Source organism: Pseudomonas salicis (assembly GCF_057128705.1).
Map to the genome: position 1 here is coordinate 834606 of NZ_JBSKHU010000002.1, position 16022 is coordinate 850627.

At 59.0% G+C, this 16022-nt stretch carries 15 protein-coding genes and 1 pseudogene; 6 read left to right on the forward strand and 10 right to left on the reverse strand.

The window, feature by feature from the left end:
- Positions 1-51 precede the first annotated feature (51 nt).
- Both ACWKWE_RS09990 and ACWKWE_RS09995 read left to right on the forward strand, forming a co-directional pair.
- Entirely contained in the window at positions 52-999 is a 948-nt protein-coding gene (locus tag ACWKWE_RS09990) for a LysR family transcriptional regulator (RefSeq protein ID WP_166597163.1), read from the forward strand.
- 213 nt (positions 1000-1212) lie between these two features.
- Positions 1213-2187, forward strand: coding sequence for a 2-hydroxyacid dehydrogenase (locus tag ACWKWE_RS09995; protein ID WP_483850388.1), 975 nt, complete (start codon positions 1213-1215; stop codon positions 2185-2187).
- A 177-nt stretch (positions 2188-2364) separates the two neighbouring features.
- Here ACWKWE_RS09995 and ACWKWE_RS10000 read toward each other — a convergent pair whose 3' ends face one another.
- On the reverse strand, positions 2365-3264 hold the full coding sequence (locus tag ACWKWE_RS10000) for a DMT family transporter (RefSeq protein ID WP_166597165.1): 900 nt from the start codon (positions 3262-3264) through the stop codon (positions 2365-2367).
- A gap of 147 nt (positions 3265-3411) precedes the next feature.
- Between ACWKWE_RS10000 and ACWKWE_RS10005 the strand changes: the two genes are divergently transcribed.
- On the forward strand, positions 3412-4284 hold the full coding sequence (locus tag ACWKWE_RS10005) for an AraC family transcriptional regulator (protein ID WP_166597166.1): 873 nt from the start codon (positions 3412-3414) through the stop codon (positions 4282-4284).
- A gap of 319 nt (positions 4285-4603) precedes the next feature.
- On the opposite strand, the gene ACWKWE_RS10010 is transcribed toward ACWKWE_RS10005, so the two are convergent.
- The 6 genes from ACWKWE_RS10010 to ACWKWE_RS10035 all read right to left on the reverse strand — a co-directional run bounded on the left by ACWKWE_RS10010 (position 4604) and on the right by ACWKWE_RS10035 (position 11013).
- On the reverse strand, positions 4604-6997 hold the full coding sequence (locus tag ACWKWE_RS10010; protein WP_483850389.1) for a TonB-dependent siderophore receptor: 2394 nt from the start codon (positions 6995-6997) through the stop codon (positions 4604-4606).
- Positions 6998-7139: 142 nt separating this feature from the next.
- Positions 7140-8141 carry a FecR family protein gene (locus ACWKWE_RS10015; RefSeq protein ID WP_166597168.1) on the reverse strand — a complete coding sequence of 334 codons (1002 nt, stop codon included), beginning with the start codon at positions 8139-8141 and terminating at the stop codon, positions 7140-7142.
- On the reverse strand, positions 8138-8746 hold the full coding sequence (locus ACWKWE_RS10020) for an RNA polymerase sigma factor (protein ID WP_483850390.1): 609 nt from the start codon (positions 8744-8746) through the stop codon (positions 8138-8140). Before ACWKWE_RS10020 ends, ACWKWE_RS10015 begins: the two co-directional genes overlap by 4 nt.
- Positions 8747-8753: 7 nt before the next feature.
- On the reverse strand, positions 8754-9086 hold the full coding sequence (locus ACWKWE_RS10025; protein ID WP_483850391.1) for a DUF3325 domain-containing protein: 333 nt from the start codon (positions 9084-9086) through the stop codon (positions 8754-8756).
- Positions 9086-10672 (reverse strand): PepSY-associated TM helix domain-containing protein, encoded by a 1587-nt coding sequence (locus ACWKWE_RS10030; RefSeq protein ID WP_483850392.1) that lies wholly within the window; start codon positions 10670-10672, stop codon positions 9086-9088. Before ACWKWE_RS10030 ends, ACWKWE_RS10025 begins: the two co-directional genes overlap by 1 nt.
- Complete coding sequence (locus ACWKWE_RS10035; protein ID WP_166597286.1) at positions 10669-11013, reverse strand: DUF3649 domain-containing protein; 345 nt, start codon at positions 11011-11013, stop codon at positions 10669-10671. Before ACWKWE_RS10035 ends, ACWKWE_RS10030 begins: the two co-directional genes overlap by 4 nt.
- Positions 11014-11529: 516 nt before the next feature.
- On the opposite strand from ACWKWE_RS10035, the gene ACWKWE_RS10040 reads away from it, so the two are divergent.
- Positions 11530-11949, forward strand: coding sequence for an HPF/RaiA family ribosome-associated protein (locus ACWKWE_RS10040; protein ID WP_166597172.1), 420 nt, complete (start codon positions 11530-11532; stop codon positions 11947-11949).
- 552 nt (positions 11950-12501) lie between these two features.
- Positions 12502-12831, forward strand: coding sequence for a DUF3509 domain-containing protein (locus ACWKWE_RS10045; protein WP_483850393.1), 330 nt, complete (start codon positions 12502-12504; stop codon positions 12829-12831).
- Between the two features lie 63 nt (positions 12832-12894).
- On the opposite strand, the pseudogene ACWKWE_RS10050 reads toward ACWKWE_RS10045, so the two are convergent.
- Positions 12895-13010: pseudogene (locus tag ACWKWE_RS10050) on the reverse strand (sugar-binding transcriptional regulator); the annotation flags it as partial.
- 155 nt (positions 13011-13165) lie between these two features.
- Here ACWKWE_RS10050 and ACWKWE_RS10055 point away from each other — a divergent pair.
- Positions 13166-14713, forward strand: coding sequence for a glycosyltransferase 61 family protein (locus ACWKWE_RS10055; protein ID WP_483850394.1), 1548 nt, complete (start codon positions 13166-13168; stop codon positions 14711-14713).
- Positions 14714-14755: 42 nt separating this feature from the next.
- Here the strand turns inward: ACWKWE_RS10055 and ACWKWE_RS10060 are convergent, their stop codons facing one another.
- Complete coding sequence (locus ACWKWE_RS10060) at positions 14756-15277, reverse strand: GNAT family N-acetyltransferase (RefSeq protein ID WP_483850395.1); 522 nt, start codon at positions 15275-15277, stop codon at positions 14756-14758.
- A 107-nt stretch (positions 15278-15384) separates the two neighbouring features.
- The gene (locus tag ACWKWE_RS10065) at positions 15385-15822 is read right to left on the reverse strand and encodes a phosphate-starvation-inducible protein PsiE (RefSeq protein ID WP_166597176.1); all 438 of its coding nucleotides are present in this window, start codon (positions 15820-15822) and stop codon (positions 15385-15387) included.
- Between the last annotated feature and the right edge of the window lie 200 nt (positions 15823-16022).

Genomic DNA, 16022 nt, shown 5'->3' on the forward strand with positions numbered 1-16022 from the left:
ATGGATCAGTAACTTCATGTCACAATTTGCCATCTCACCAGAGAACGGCCAATGGACACTCTGCAAAACATGCGCGCCTTCAGTTGCGTGGCACAGGCGGGCAGCTTCACCGCTGCCGCAGCTCAGCTGGATACCACCACCGCCAACGTTTCGCGCGCCGTCTCCAATCTAGAAGCACATCTGCAAACCCGACTCCTCAACCGAACGACCCGTCGCATCGCGCTGACCGAGGCCGGGAAGCGGTACCTGCTGCGCTGCGAGCAAATTCTGACGTACGTCGAGGAAGCCGAAGCCGAGGCCAGCGACGCCCATGCGCGCCCGGCCGGACAGCTGAAAGTGCACTCGATGACCGGCGTCGGTCAGCATTATGTGATCGACGCCATTGCCCGCTACCGGCGCAATCACCCGGACGTGTCCTTCGACCTGACCATGACCAACCGCGTGCCGGACCTGCTCGAAGAGGGCTACGACGTCTCCATCGTGCTGGCCAGCGAGTTGCCGGATTCAGGTTTCGTGTCCCAGCGTCTGGGCATCACATACAGCATCGTCTGTGCCTCGCCCGCGTACATCAAAGCGTTCGGCATGGCTTACAAGCCCGCCGACTTGCTGAATCACGCGTGCCTGCGGTTGGTCAGCCCGGTGTTTCCGCTGGAGAAATGGGCGTTCGACGGTCCGGAAGGTCAAGAGACCGTGACCATCGGCAACTCGCCGTTTCTGGTGAACTCGGCCGACGCTATGAAAGCGGCGATCAGCAGCGGCATGGGCATCGGGATTCTGCCGATCTATTCGGCCATCGAGGGCCTGCGCAACGGCTCGCTGGTGCGCGTGCTGCCGCAATACCGCTCTCATGAGCTCAATCTGTACGCGATTTATCCGTCGCGTCAGTACCTGGATGCCAAGATCAAGACCTGGGTCGAATACCTGCGCGGCTCCCTGCCGGAAATCATGGCGGCCCATGAGGCGGATTTGCAGACGCATGTGTTGCCGGAGACCGTGTAGCTCGCAAACACCCGCGAAGCTGTGGGAGCGAATTCATTCGCGAAAAAAGGATCAGTCCACCCAGATGTGTTGACTCCACTGGCCCTTCGCGAATGAATTCGCTCCCACAGATTTCACTCCGACGTCATTCCTCCTGCAGCCCTGCCAATCCCGCCACAAGAATGTTAGCGTGCTACGCACTTTTCCTCTGAACCGCCCGAGAGTAGCTATCCGATGAAAAAGACTGTCCTTGCCTTCAGCCGCGTCTCCCCGGAAATGGCCGAGCGCCTGCAGCAAGACTTCAACGTGATCATCCCGGACCCGAAAAAGGGTGATCTGAACGAGCAGTTCAACGAAGCCTTGCCCCACAGCCACGGCATGATCGGCGCCGGTCGCAAGCTGGGCCGCGAACAGTTGGAAAGCGCGAAACAGCTGGAAGTGGTGTCGAGCATCTCGGTCGGTTACGACAACTACGATGTCGGCTACCTCACCGAGCGCGGCATCATGCTGACCAACACCCCGGACGTGCTGACCGAAAGCACCGCCGACCTTGGTTTCTCCCTGATCATGAGCAGCGCCCGTCGCGTCGCCGAGCTGGACGCCTACACCAAGGCAGGCAAGTGGACCCGTAGCATCGAAGCGCCACAGTTCGGTACCGACGTTCACGGCAAGACACTGGGCATCGTCGGCATGGGCAACATCGGCGCGGCCGTTGCGCGTCGTGGTCGTCTGGGTTTCAACATGCCGATCCTGTACAGCGGCAACTCACGCAAGACCGCTATTGAGCAGGAGCTGGGCGCGCAATTCCGCACGCTGGATCAGTTGCTGGGCGAGTCGGATTTCGTCTGCCTGGTCGTGCCGTTGAGCGAAAAAACCAAACACCTGATCAGTACCCGTGAACTGGGGCTGATGAAGAAGAGCGCGATTCTGGTGAACATCGCCCGTGGCCCGATCGTCGACGAACCGGCGCTGATCGAAGCGTTGCAGAACGGCACCATTCGCGGCGCGGGCCTGGACGTGTACGAGAAAGAGCCGCTGGCCGAGTCACCGCTGTTCCAGCTGAGCAACGCCGTGACCCTGCCACACATCGGCTCCGCCACCCACGAAACCCGCCACGCCATGGCCGATCGCGCGTACTACAACCTGCGCGCTGCGCTGTTGGGCGAGAAGCCGCAGGATTTGGTGAATCAGCAGGTGTGGAAGGGCTGATCAACGTCATCGCCTGGGAGATCCAATCGCGAGCAAGCTCACTCCTACAGAATTGCGTCGTTCATGAAATGCGCACTCGACACAGACCTGTAGGAGTGAGCTTGCTCGCGATGCTTCTTTGATCATGCCCACTCAGGCATGAGTATGATCACAATTCAAGCAGTCCAGCGACCAGCTTTACGCGAGCTTTGCACCCACCGGCACCACCGCCTTCGGCTTCCGGAACACCAGCACGTTGCCGATCATCACCAGCACCAGCCCCATCAACGCGGGCAGGGTCCATTGGTAGCCTTCGGCAAACGCCGAGACGTTCAGCGCCACCACCGGGAACAGCACCGTGCAATACGCGGCGCGCTCAGGGCCCATGCGGCCGACCAGCGTCAGGTACGCGGTGAAGCCGATCACCGACCCCGGAATCACCAGGTACAACAGCGAGCCGACATACCGCGCATTCCATTCGAAGGCGAACGGCGTGCCGCTGATCACGCAATACGCGCAAAGCATCGCCGCGCCGTACAACATCCCGTAGGCGTTGGTGGTCAGCGGGCGCAGACCCGCTTTCTGTTGCAGGCTCGACAGCATGTTGCCCGCCGAGAAGCACAGCGTGCCGAGCAAGGCCAGACCCAGACCGATCAGGGTTTCGCGGCTGGCACTGTGGCCTGACAGCTCTGGCCAGAACAGGCAACCCAACCCCACCAACCCCAGCGCGCCACCGGTCAGCACGTTGCGGGCGACTTTCTGCTTGAAGAAAATGCGAGCGTTGAGGGCGTTCCATAGCGTTGCCGTGGAAAACACCACCGCCACCAACCCGGTGGGAACCCAGCGACTCGCCGTGTAGAAGCACATGAAGTTCACACAGAACAGGCAGACGCCTTGGGCCAGACAAATCAGTTGCCCACGACGATTCACCTTTTGCAGGGTGCGACTGGCCAGGAGCATGACAAACAGAATCAGCGCCGCGAGGCCGAAGCGATAGACGATCGACACCGGAATCGCCACCTCGCCCAGTTGCAATTTCAGGGCAATCCAGGTCGTGCCCCAGATCAAAACGGTCAGCAGATACAGCGAGATGTTCATGACAGGCTCCTCAATGAGCCTTCAGTCTGGGCCTGCGCGGCTGACATGATTTGCAAAATCTTGCGCATTTGATCGGTGGCCCGGTGGCAGCACCGCGTCTACGGAGTAGGATGCGAGGCACAGAACATCAGCCTTGCGCCGAACCCCATGTCGTCACTCGATCAAATCCAGGTGTTTCAATCGCTCAACAGCTCGCCCCACGCGCAGCTGGAGCAGAGCGCATCCCTGGGCGATGGCGTTGTGGCAGCTTTGTGGAACAACCGGCATGACGCTCAGGATTATCACGGGCCGAGTCATCACACATTGTCTTGCTACATCGGGGGTGGCACCGAAACCTACCGCCGCGACCGACCTGACCGCAAAGGCGCACCGGACAAGATTTGCGTGCTCCCCGCCGGGCACCAGTCTTCGTGGGTGGTGAACGGCGACATTCGCCTGGCGCACCTCTACATCAGCCCTGAACAGTTCGCGCTCAACTGCCTGACACTGCTGGACCGTGAGCCTCGGGAAATGGTGCTGCAAGAAAACACCTTCATCGACGATCCGCAGCAGGCGCAGCGGTTTCATCGCCTGATTCGCCTGAACTGGAGCGAGCCCGGCGAGCGCTTGCAGACCAGCACCCTGGCCCACGAACTGCTCGACCACATGATGTTGAATCAGGTGGGACTGCGCGATGGCCTGCGCCTGAAAGGCGGGCTGGCGCCCCATGTGCGTCGGCGGCTGGTGGAGTTCATCGAGACGAACCTCGCTGAGCCTTTGAGTCTTGGGCGACTGGCGGCGATGTGTGCGCTGTCGGAATACCACTTCGCCCGCATGTTCCGCGAAAGCTTTGGTTTTCCACCCCATCAATACCTGTTGGCCCGCCGCATGAACCGCGCCCGTCAGCTCTTGCGCACGACACGCCTGCCCTTTGGTGACATTGCGCTGGATTGCGGTTTTGCCAGCGCCAGTCATTTCAGCAACACCTTCAAACAGGCCATGGGCGCAACGCCGCGGGCGTATCGATTGGCGTTTCAGTAAAACCACGTTCGGCGTGCATCACCGGTCTCACGGGCTGACCCTATCCACCTGTGGGAGCGAATTCATTCGCGATGCGGTAGATCAGGCGATACATCTTCGGCGTCTGGACGTTCTTTCGCGAATAAATTCGCTCCCACAGGGGATTTGTGACGTACCTCAAAACTCCAGAGCACCGCCGCCTCCACGATCTAACGCTATTTTTCTGTAGGAGCGAATTCATTCGCGATGCAGTGGTGCAGCAGGCGCAGCTCTGTCGTCTGCCCTATTTTTCGCGAATGAATTCGCTCTCAAAGGGAAATCTGCGATCAGGTCTTGAATCTCAAAACTCCAGCGTCGTCGCCACGATCACTTGCCGCGAATCCCCCATCGACACGAAATACCGGCTCACCGCCGAGCTGTAATACGTGCGGTCGAACAGGTTTTTCACGTTGAGCTGAAACCTCACGTTCTGCCCGTCCAGCTTCGTCTCGTAAGTCGCGAAGGCGTCGGCGACGGTGTAACCCGGCAGGTTGAAATCGTTGTCGGGATTGCCCGCGCGTTCGCCTACGTAATGGGCGCCCGCCCCCACTCTCAAACGGTCGCCGCCGATCAGGCTGCCGACGTCGTACACCGCCGACAGCGAGCCGCTGTGCCTCGGCACGTTCTGCAACCGATTGCCCTTCAACGTCGGGTCTTCCACCACCCACGCGTCGGTGAACGCATAACCGCCGATCACGCTCCATCGCTCCGACAGTTGCCCGCTCAGGTCCAGCTCGGCTCCCCGCGAGCGCACTTCGCCTGCGGTGGAGTACACGGTATTGGCGGTCAGCGAATCGAAATTGGCCACCAGTACGTTGCGCTTGCGGATGTCGAACAGTGCGAGCGTCCCGCTGATGCGATCATCCACGTCCCATTTGGCGCCCAGTTCCCACGCCCTGGACTGCTCCGGCAATGTCGCCGAATCCAGCACCGTGCCCCCAGCCAATGGGGCAATGCTGGCGTTGGGTTTGAACGATTCGGTGTAGCTGCCGTAGAACGACAGCGTGTCGGTGTAGCGGTACACCAACCCGGCGCGGGGCACCCATTTCTGGCCGTTGAGGTCGGTGTTGCGGTTGAACGGCGTGCCCTTCCCGGCCTGCTGGTCGAACAGTTGATAGCGTGCCCCCGCGACGAAAATCCACTGATCGGTCAGGTGTACCGAATCCTGAGCGAACAGCGAGTCGCTGCGCAGGATGTCCACCTGATTGCTGTCCGGGACGCTGACCTGCGTTCCTTCTGGCTCTTGCCCATACGCCGGATTCACATAGCTGAAGGTCGTGCGGCTCGTTTGCCGGATCAGCTCGCCGCGATAAATCTTGCGATATTCATCGTCCGCGCCGAACAGCAGGTCGTGCTGCATGCCAGCCATCCGGACGTCGCCGCTCAACGTCAGCGTCGTGAACCGGTCCGTGCTCAACGCATCGCCGGTGCCGTCCATTGAGCGGGTCAGCGTGCCGTTCTCCGGGTTCACGGCCGTCACCCGCACTTGGCTGGCGTCGTAGGTTTCGCGGTTGTAGCTGTAGCCGAGATGGCCCTTCCAGCTGTCGCCGAATTGATGATCGGCCTCGATGCGGTAGAGGTCCGAGCGCCCTTCCATGCTGTTGAACGGCTCGTCCAGACGCCGCGTGGCGGAGATGTCCAGCGGACGGTTGGTGCGTGGGTCGATGGCCGTGCCGCGGTCGAACGGCGAGAGAAATTCGCGATGCTCGTAGGCGGCCAGCAATTGCGTGTTCTCGCCGTACCAGGCCAACGACGGCGCGACCAGCGTTTCGCGATGCACACCGTAATTGCGCCAGTAATCCTCATCTTCGTGATCGATGATCATGCGATACGCGAGGCTCGAATCACCGAGCGCTCCGGTGCTGTCCAGCGTGCCGCCGCTGCCATTCTTGCCTGAACCGAAGCTTGAACCGCGCGCAGTCAGTTCATGGCGCGACTGCAATTCCGGACGTTTGCTGACCACGTTGATCACCCCGCCGGGGTCCTGAATCCCGTACAGCAACGAGGCCGGGCCCTTCAGCACTTCGACCCGGTCGGCGGTGGCGTTGAGGCTGCGCCCCTGCACCACCGGCATGCCGTCGCGCAAAATCGAGCCGTCACGGTTGTCGCCGAAGCCGCGTTTCATCAGGGTGTCCTGGGTGCTGCCGAGGGTGTTGCCCTGAGTCACGCCGCTGATATTGGTCAACGCATCGTCGAGGTTGCGCGGCGCCTGATCGCGCAGGACTTGGGCAGGCACGACGCTGACGGTTTGGGGGATTTCCAGCTGCGGCGTCGAGGTGCGCGTCACCGATAGGATGGCGGGCGCTTGATAGTTTTCAGCAGCATTGCGGCGCGAGTCGATATGCGTCAGGCCCAGAGTGATTGCGCCGGAATGGGAGGCAGGTTCGAGGGTGAACGTGGTGTCGGTCGCACGGCGGAAATTCAGCCCGGAGTCGTTCAGCAACTGCCGCAATGCCTGTTCGGCGCTGAACAAGCCGTTCAGCGCCGGAGCTTCGATGGCGTAAGGCGTGTCCTGGGTGTAAATGACGCTTTGGCCGGTAACCCGACTGAAATCGCTGAGGGCCTGGGGCAAGGGTTTGGCAGGGATCGAAAAGTCATAGGCAGGCTCCGCCGCCTGAACGCATGAGGTCCAGACGGTGAGGATGAATAGGCCGAGCCAGACGTTCACCCCAATGTGCCTCCTGTTGATATGCATGCTTTGTAGGGCACTGGCACTTTCTCTTGTGGGAGCGAATTCATTCGCGAAAAATAGGGCAGACCATAGAGATGGGGCGGCCGTACCACCGCATCGCGAATGCATTCGCTCCCACAGGGATACACCCCGGCTGCGGACTCACTCAGCGAATCACGATCACCCGTCCAAACGCTTCGTATTGCTCGAACCCCACCACGGATTTCAACGCCGCCAATACCGCCACCGGGTCTTTGCTGGGGAAGCTGCCGCTGACGGTTTTCGCAGCCAGTCGATCGTTCAGCACAACGATGCGGCCGGGGTAGTAGCGGCTCAGGTCGTTGATCACATCGGCAAGGGGGGTGCGGTAGTAATTGAGCCAGCCCTGACGCCACGCCAGTTGGTTGTCGCTGTCGACAGTTCGAAAGTCGGTGGTGCGGGTCTGGTCATAACTGACTTGCTGCCCCGCCGTGAGAATCTGCTGCGGCAGGTCGGCGCCAGCCTTCACCCCCACGCGCCCGGACAACACCGTGACCTGCGCCCCATGGGGCTGCAAACGCACTTCAAACTGAGTGCCGAGCACGCGGGTTTCGCCGCGCCCGCCATCAACCACAAATGGCTCGCCGGTGTGCGTCACCTGAAAGAACGCCGCCCCGCGACGCAGCTGCACGTGGCGTTCGCCTTTGGCGAAATGCACGGCGATCGCGCTGTCAGCGTCGAGTGTCACCTGCGACTCATCGACCAGCGTCACCGTGCGGACCTGGCCCGGTGCCGACACGTAATCCGCGCCGACATCATCCAGCCAACGCTGCGGCTGCCACCCCAGCCCAACGCCGACCATCATCACCAGACACGCCGCCATCGCCAGCCCGACGCTCCATCGCGGCAACGAACGCCTTCGGGAAACCGGTGCGTCCATTGCCGCGAGCAAGGCTTGCAGCGCGACAGAGTCCTCTAGGGCGAGCTTCGCCGCCGGCTCCTCGCTCATTTCCCACATCACTTGCGCCTGGGCGTACGCCTCGGCGTGAGCAGGATCGGCTTGCAACCACTGGCTGAAGCGCACCTGATCCGCCGCGCTCGGCGCGTCGTGCAGCAGGCTCAGCCAGCTCAACGCGGCATCGTGTTGTTCGGGGGTGATCATCAGAGTGGAATCCAGAGACGCTTTCATCGACGAGCGTCCTCGGACTTCGCACGCAGGGGAATGACCCGCGCACCGTCCTGATCCAGACTCGCCTTGCAGGCTTGCAAGGCGCGCATCATATGTTTTTCCACCGCGCTTTGCGAAAGCCCCACGGCCTTGGCGATCTCGCCGTATTTACGCCCGTGGATGCGGTTGAGCAGAAAGATCTGCCGCGTCTTCTCTGGCAGCCCGCGCAGGGCCGCTTCGATGTGACGCAGGTCGTCGTTGGCTTCCAGCGCCGCTTGAGGTTCGTCGGTGTGCAGCGTTGGTCCGTCAGGCATCAGCCCTTCATTGAGCCGTGCCCGGGCGCCTTCGTTGCGCAGATGATCAATGGCGATGTTGCCCGCGCAACGGAGCAAGTACGTGTTGAGTTCTTCGACCTGCACCAACGGCCGCCGCCAGAAGCGCAAAAACAGGTCCTGCACCAGGTCCGCCGCCGTCGCCCTACAACCGACGCGTCGGTTCACCAGCGCCTCCATCTGTAGACGCTGGGACAGGAACACTTTGAGGAAATGCGCACGAGCGGCTTTGGGCGCGTCCGGATCACCATCGGGTGAGGACGCATCAGGCGTCGGTGGGGTGAGGTCGATCATGTCGGGCTCAGGCCAGCAGTTGAAGGCAAGCGGCCACCGGAGCCAGCAACGCTCCGATCCCCGCCAACGACAAGGCCAGCCTTGGCCAGTAAGACATCACGAAAATCAGTAAAAATGCGCTGCTCATCAACGCGGCGAACCATTGCACCAAGCCCTGGCCGATGCTGGTTGAAACCATCGCCACCCACAGCGACACCAGCAAGGCGCCCCAGCCGAACAGCTTCAATCCCCTGCTCCGGGTCTGAGACAGCACACCGCCGACGAGGTCCTCGTAGTGGCGGCTCATGGACAGGCACAGCGACGTGAAACCGAGGTAGCAGAGCAAGGTCGCGAGGAACATCAGTTGGCCTCCCGGACCGTGCGTGGTTCACGACCGGAAACCGCAGGGAGCGGCGTGTTCGCGATGACGGGTTTGGCGCCACGTCGGAACCTGTAGGCGCCCCACGCCAGAAAAACCCCCGCCACCAGCGCCGTCAGATCCAACGCGGCCAGGGTCATGTGTCCCTGTTTCAACGAGGCCAGCAGATAGCCGCCCGCTGTCGCCATGTCCAACAGCGGCAGGGCGCAATACAACGCCGCACCCAGTACCAGTTGCTCACGCCACGCGCTGCGGCCGTCGCGAAAAAACACGCGCAAAAAAGCGTGCAACAGGGCGGCGCCCCAGACGTAGAAGAACACCTTCACTTCCCAGTCGCTACGCCCGGCAAGGCTCACGGGGAGCAGTCGGTTTGCCCAGAAGAAACTCACCACCGCCAGCATCAGCCCCGACATGCTGGCGACATTCAGCATTTCCACGAGCCTCAGACCGAAGGGCATCACACTGGCCTTGGCGTGCTTGAGCTTGCGTTTGCCGAGCCAGATCACCAACCCAGAGCCAATCATGGCCGTGCCACCGATGCCCACCAGGAAATACAGCCAGCGCAGCAACGGCCCTGCGAAATGCCCCATGTGCAGCCCATAAAGGCCGCCCGCCAACATCAGCGACGCTGCGCTCATCGTGCTCTGGTCGATCAGCGCGCCGCTTACGCCATCGAACACCAGCGTGGTCGCGGGCTCATGGGGAATATGATCGGCGACGTGACGGGTCAGCGTCACCGAGGCGTTGGCGCTGCCCGGATTGTTCACCGTGATCATGCCGACACGACTGCCGGGCCATTTGTCGGCGGCAATCTCGAACATCGGCGCAATAGCGGCCATCGGCGCCTTTTCGGTCGCCGCCGGGGTGTTTTTGTAGGCCGGAAACAGGTCGTTGAAAAACGCCTGCGTGTCCTTGCCGTAAGTCGTCAGAATGCTCACCGGCATGATCATAGTCATGAAAATCACCAGGCTGCTGTAGGTGATCATCAGGTGGAACGGCAGCACCAGCACCGCAACCGCGTTATGGCCGTCGAGCCAGGTGCGCTGGCCCTTGCGCGGACGAAAGGTGAAGAACTCCTTGAAGATTTTCTTGTGGGTGACGATGCCGCTGATCAATGCGACGAACATCACCATCGCGGCCAGCGACGCCAACCATCGGCCCCACGGATAGGGCATCTGCAACTGATAGTGGAAACGGTAGAAAAACTCGCCGCCCATGCTTTCACGGGCCTGCACCGGCACGCCGCTCAGGGCGTCCAGGGATCGTTCCGTGTAGCGATCGTCCGAATCGCTCCAACTGACGCCCAGCTCCGGCGTGCGCTCGTCCGGCAAGGTAATGAACCAGCGTTTCGCACCCGCCGTATTAAGTTGCAGCCACGCCTGTGCGCGGGCGACGCCATCCGCCGCCGTCACCTCATGAGGCACGATTTCCGGCTGGGTCCACTGGGTGATTTCGTTCTTGAAGTAGGACAGCGTGCCGGTCAGGAAAATCGCGAACAGCAGCCAACCGAACAGCAACCCCGCCCAGGTGTGCAACCAGGCCATCGCCTGACGAAAGCCCTCTTTCACAACAGCCACCGCGCACTGGCGTACATCGCCCCCAGGACCGCACTCGGCAGCAGTAATCCGAACCAGGCGCGCCACGCCGAGCGACAGGCAAAACACCAGAGCACCGCGATCAGGTACACCAAAAACGAAAGAGTCATCGCCAGCACCACAGCCTCAGCGCGAGCCAGCGGTAGAAACTGCGCCAGACAAACGCTCGACAACGCCGTCACCAGGTAACCGCCGACCAAAGCCGCGACCACGCGAGAAGCCACCGCCAGCCGTCCTTTCAGCGATACCCCACCTGAACGGTTTTTTTTCGGCCTTTTTCCAGGCGCGGGCGCAGTCACCGACATCGCCTCCATCACAGGGCCGCTGCGATGCATGGGTCGGGAATGGAGGGGGTCGTTGAAGCAATCGACATGAGCCGGATTCCTGAAACCAAGCGACGCACAGGCCTGATTCACCCGGCGCGCTCAAAAGAACGCAATATTAATGATAAATATTCTCATGTGCAAAGAACTCTAAAAAAAGGCGCTTTTTTGATGGTTTTGACCGACAGCCAAAGGCTTGCTTTGAATCAACGTTCCACGTTATTTCGCGTCCGATGCCGACCTGTTCGTTGCCCGAATTGACTTATCATCCGGCGAATCCAACCGCTGCTCGTGAGACCTTTTATCGGCACGACCCGCGAAAACACGGGACGTTCCGCGCTCCTGACGCACTTTCCGCCCAACTGCAAAACCATTTCTGCGATGAAATATTTCTTTCGTTTTGGGGGTTGAATTGTTTTCCGTTCGGCGCCAACACTGTGAGTGAGGGCAGACGAAAATTCACCTTCGTCGAGACTCTCCCGAGCAAGCCAAAGTAAGGGAAGAACTATGCAAATCCAGGTCAACAGCGATAACCACATCGAAAGCAGCATCCGACTGGAGGAGTGGGTACGAACCACCGTTGAAAGCACGCTCGACCGCTACGAAGAAGACCTGACCCGTATCGAAGTCCATATCCGCGACGAGAACGGCGACAAACCCGGCCCGCATGACATCCGCTGCCAGATGGAAGCCCGGCCAAAAGGACACCAACCCATTTCCGTGACCCACAAGGCTGATTCTCTGGATCTGGCCGTGGACGGTGCCGCCGTGAAGCTCGATCACGCGCTGGAACACCTGTTCGGCAAGTTGCGCAGCAAGCGCGGAGGTGTGACGTCCATCGACAGTGCCCGAGGCGGCGATTCGGAAAACCCGGATGCCCTGCTGCAGGAAGAATTTCTGGAGAAAGATGAGGCCTTGCACGGTTAAACCGGCGGCTTGAAAAGAGGACACAAGGGGCGGGCCTGCGAAAACAGTCCCGCCCTTTTTTGTGCCCCGCTCAACACGTTCGACGAACTCAATCTGTGGGCGCGAATTCATTCGCGATTGGCCCGTACCTTCGACAGATTCCTATCGGCTGTACCACCGCATCGCGAATGAATTCGCTCCCACAGGTCTTCGCCCAGCGACTAACAACGCGCACACAAAGCAGGCGCCGAGCGCGCTAATGGTGCTTGGAGACAACCAAAGCAGCAGATGGCTATTACTTAAGTATTCATTCGAAAAGGTTAACCCCTTCACGGTTTGATCGCTGAAAGGATTCATGGCCCGCCTGAAAGTGCCGTTCGTCCTGAATGGCCCGAACCCTGCAAGTATCCGAACGTCGAGCCTTTATCTCTGCAAGCCCCGCCCTTTCTGGCTCGACGGGCAGCTGACTCGCCAACCCAGACGTCGTTTTCAACCCACCGTTCATCCAGCGTCGAGAACTAAAGGGACTAACCCCAAGTCAACTTATGCAGATCGATAATCAGGTAGCAGCCCATGGACAATCCTTTTCAACAGATCACCGATGCATTTCACCCAGACTACCGGGTCAACCTGAGCATCCAGGGCCTCGACGGCACCATCATGCTGACGCTTTCCAATGAGTCAGGCGTGGTCGCCAAACGATTGATCAGCGCGGAACAGCGCAATTCGCCCAAGCGCCTGCGTCGCCTGATCGAGAGCGTGCAATTCGGCATCGCCATCGAACAAGGCCACAGCGCCATCAAGATTCTTGCCGCCATGACCGATGGCGACCTCAAGCAATTGACGCCACTACCAGCGCGCAACAACTTTCACAACCGGCCTCAATTGAACGTGGGTATCTGACACCATGACGCGAACCTGACGGAGGCGATTCTACTGTCGCCTCCCGCTTCGCGGCCTCTCACTTCATTCGACTGACGCTTTGCGCGTCGCATCGTCCAGCGCCAGGATCGTGTGCGCATTGTGACCGTTGTCGCCAGCGTATTGATCACACCAGACCGCAACGCCCCCAACGTCGCCGCCTTGGTATGCATTAGCCTGTCAATCCCGGATTGCACCTTAATACGTCAACCACTACCATTCTGGTGTTTCCTACGCACAGCCGAAGCGCCGATAAACGACGAAACCCTGACAACTCAACAGCCTCAACACACACCATTAAAAGCATGTACAACGAATGAAACGATGGTCTAGAAAAACGCGTGTTTTAGTCTTTGGCACTGGCGCAGGGGGCATCAACTGTTATCGACAAAACAGTGGCCGTTACAACATCGTGGGTTTTCTGGACAACGACAAGCAAAAGCAGGGAAAACGCCTGTTTGGAACAAAGATATTCGCACCCGCCGAACTGCCTCATTTACGCTATGACAAAATACTGATCGCAAGCGATTACTATCTGGAAATACATGAACAGCTGGTGTCATCGCTGAACGTTGATGACAACATTATCAGTATTTTTCATGCGGGTGCCGCCATCCCGTGGTTCAAGCGCATCAAGCAAACATTTTTATTCGCCCTCTACGATCGACTGTGCAAGAAAAGAGATGCGCTCTCAGACGCTATTTTCCCCTTCATTTTCGGAAAAGCATCGGGGATCAAGCGCATGAATCTCGCTTGGCTAGATACCTGCGAGGCGTATCGAGTGCACCGTTTCAGGGAGCCGATGCAGGGCTCTGTACAACCGCCCAGAGTTCTCGGGGTTCATACACCGCCTAAACGCCTGTTGATTCCCGAGGTTTCCCTCTACCGGTTCAACAAGGCCACCGTGTATTCCACCTCACGATCCGTGCAACTGCCTGACGGCCTCTTGGTCATGGAGCGTGTGACCACAACTGCTACGCCCACCGCAGATTATTGTGCGGGGCCTGTGATCTATCACGGTGAACACCTGGCGCTGGTTCGCCCGAGTGAGTCAGCCGAACACATTCCCAAAGGCATTATCATCAACGGGGTCAACGAGCTTAACTACTACCATTGGGTGGCTGAAACCCTGACCCAATTACAGTTCATCCGTGAATTACCGCAGCCGTTTTCAAACTACCCATTGCTGATCTCGGAACGCAGCCAGAAAATACCCGCGATACGGTTCATGCTGGATGGCCTTACCAAGGGGCATGACATCGTTTTCCTGAAATCGATGACCGCTTACAACGTAGACGATCTGTTGATGATCAGCGCCGCTGTCAATCTCGTCCCCAACTACAGAGGCCCCGTTGTAGGGTGTGCGGAGAACAGCTTCGCCAGGCCAGAGTCCATCCATTTCCTACGCCAGACCATCACCCATCTCACGAGCAGCCACTCGCTCAGGAAAATGCCGACTCGCATTTTGCTGGCCCGTAAGGATTACCTGCGCAAATACAATCAGCGGGAGTTGATAACGTTACTTGAGCCCTATGGCTTCGAGCCCGTCTACATGGACGACCTTGACATCGCCGATCAGATTTCTGTGATCGCCAACGCCGAATTGATCATGGGCCCTACAGGCGCTGCGTGGACTAACTTGATATTCGCATCGCCAGGCACCCGCGCGTTGTGCTGGATGCCGATGGAGTTTGGCGAGACGGCCTGTTTTTCCAATATCGCAGACATCAACGGCGTCGAGATGGATTACATCCTGTACCCCGCAGGCACTTCAAATTCACGGGCGCTCTACTTTCACGACTACACCCTCGATTTAAAACCCATCCATGAGTGGGTCGCCTCAAAGACAAGCAACCCCGTCTGATCATCCGAACGTGGTCGGCTCGCCAAAGTCCGCCGACCTCGACTACGCAATCTTGCCCGCGAGATGCTCTCGGGCCGCCGCCACGGCATCGGGCGTGATCTCGAAGAAAATATCCACATCATCTTCGCCAGTGCGATAGGCGCCCATTTTTTCATGGAAGGAAATGACCTTGGTATTTCCTTTTCTGACATCGAAGTGACATTTGTTAAAGCCGAGGTGCTCAAAGCCGAACGTGTACACCAGAAACGCGCTTTCCAGGGCGGAATAACGGGTTTTGTTTTCGTTGAGTATCCAGCTTCCCCAACAGAAAGAATCCTCTCTCATATCGTAAACCCTGACGGTGCCACAGGGCGTCCCGTCGAGCCTTTCGATGATGAAGTAATACTGAGCGCCTTTGGCTTCATCCTCTTTGTAGTGGGATATCCATTTCTTTTGAGCGGCGACGTCGGCAACCACAGCAGATAAAAACGTGTTGTATCGCGGGTCCAGACGTAACGTGAGAATAAACGCTGCGTCCGATTCCTCTATCAGTCGAAGCCGAATTGATTTCGAAGATAACTCCATTTATCGCCTCTGCTGTATTTCGTTGTGCACCTGATGCCCGAAAGCCTACCTTGACCTCCAACGCCTGCACAACCCGCCAGAAAGCCCCTCGGACGCGTTGAATCTCGTCACTCGGCTTTTTCTTTCACCGAGGGAAACCGGGCAGAAGCGTACCGAACCACCAAAATGGACACCGAGAGAAGCACCACACCGCCCGTCAAATAGAGAATGCCTTCATCGGGCGATTTGTGATGCGACACATCACTGATCAGCAAACGAATCAATGCCGTTACACCGATGTAAAGCAAAAACCTGAGCGGCATGTGGTTGGTGCGAAAGTAGATGCCGCTCATCGCCAACAATTCGAGGTAGATGAACAGCAGCAGAATGTCGTCGACACTAATCGTGTCTTGATGAAGCATTTCAATAAACGCGGTGATGCCCGCGTAGACCGTAATTGCACCAATCCCGAACAGCGCAAGGTAATGAAATAATTCCACCCCGAGATTGCCCAGGCTGTTCGCCCCGGCATGGAGCCTGATGCGCATCCGATCTGCCCATTTCATGCGTTTTACTCCCTATCGCTCGCCAAACCGGCAAAAATGTTCAAGCACTGCTACGCCCACACTCAATTCCCGACGAATCTTGGGATTGCCGTGCATTAAAGAGGCCATCGGCTATGGTTGTGAACGCGACCGGTTGTCGCAAGGCAGCGGGTTGGCGCTCTAAATGCGCGTGAATTGCCACTATCCAGATCGTAACGATT

Excerpts from the sequence above, each read along its gene's own strand:
- ACWKWE_RS09990 (WP_166597163.1), top strand. The coding sequence starts at position 52 with ATGGACACTCTGCAAAACATGCGCGCCTTCAGTTGCGTGGCACAGGCG.
- ACWKWE_RS10065 (WP_166597176.1), bottom strand. The coding sequence starts at position 15,822 with ATGAAATGGGCAGATCGGATGCGCATCAGGCTCCATGCCGGGGCGAAC.
- ACWKWE_RS10020 (WP_483850390.1), bottom strand. The coding sequence starts at position 8,746 with ATGATCGACCTCACCCCACCGACGCCTGATGCGTCCTCACCCGATGGT.
- ACWKWE_RS10000 (WP_166597165.1), bottom strand. The coding sequence starts at position 3,264 with ATGAACATCTCGCTGTATCTGCTGACCGTTTTGATCTGGGGCACGACC.
- ACWKWE_RS10005 (WP_166597166.1), top strand. The coding sequence starts at position 3,412 with ATGTCGTCACTCGATCAAATCCAGGTGTTTCAATCGCTCAACAGCTCG.
- ACWKWE_RS10045 (WP_483850393.1), top strand. The coding sequence starts at position 12,502 with ATGGACAATCCTTTTCAACAGATCACCGATGCATTTCACCCAGACTAC.
- ACWKWE_RS10025 (WP_483850391.1), bottom strand. The coding sequence starts at position 9,086 with ATGTTCCTCGCGACCTTGCTCTGCTACCTCGGTTTCACGTCGCTGTGC.
- ACWKWE_RS10060 (WP_483850395.1), bottom strand. The coding sequence starts at position 15,277 with ATGGAGTTATCTTCGAAATCAATTCGGCTTCGACTGATAGAGGAATCG.
- ACWKWE_RS10010 (WP_483850389.1), bottom strand. The coding sequence starts at position 6,997 with ATGCATATCAACAGGAGGCACATTGGGGTGAACGTCTGGCTCGGCCTA.
- ACWKWE_RS10015 (WP_166597168.1), bottom strand. The coding sequence starts at position 8,141 with ATGAAAGCGTCTCTGGATTCCACTCTGATGATCACCCCCGAACAACAC.
- ACWKWE_RS10040 (WP_166597172.1), top strand. The coding sequence starts at position 11,530 with ATGCAAATCCAGGTCAACAGCGATAACCACATCGAAAGCAGCATCCGA.
- ACWKWE_RS10055 (WP_483850394.1), top strand. The coding sequence starts at position 13,166 with ATGAAACGATGGTCTAGAAAAACGCGTGTTTTAGTCTTTGGCACTGGC.
- ACWKWE_RS10035 (WP_166597286.1), bottom strand. The coding sequence starts at position 11,013 with ATGGAGGCGATGTCGGTGACTGCGCCCGCGCCTGGAAAAAGGCCGAAA.
- ACWKWE_RS09995 (WP_483850388.1), top strand. The coding sequence starts at position 1,213 with ATGAAAAAGACTGTCCTTGCCTTCAGCCGCGTCTCCCCGGAAATGGCC.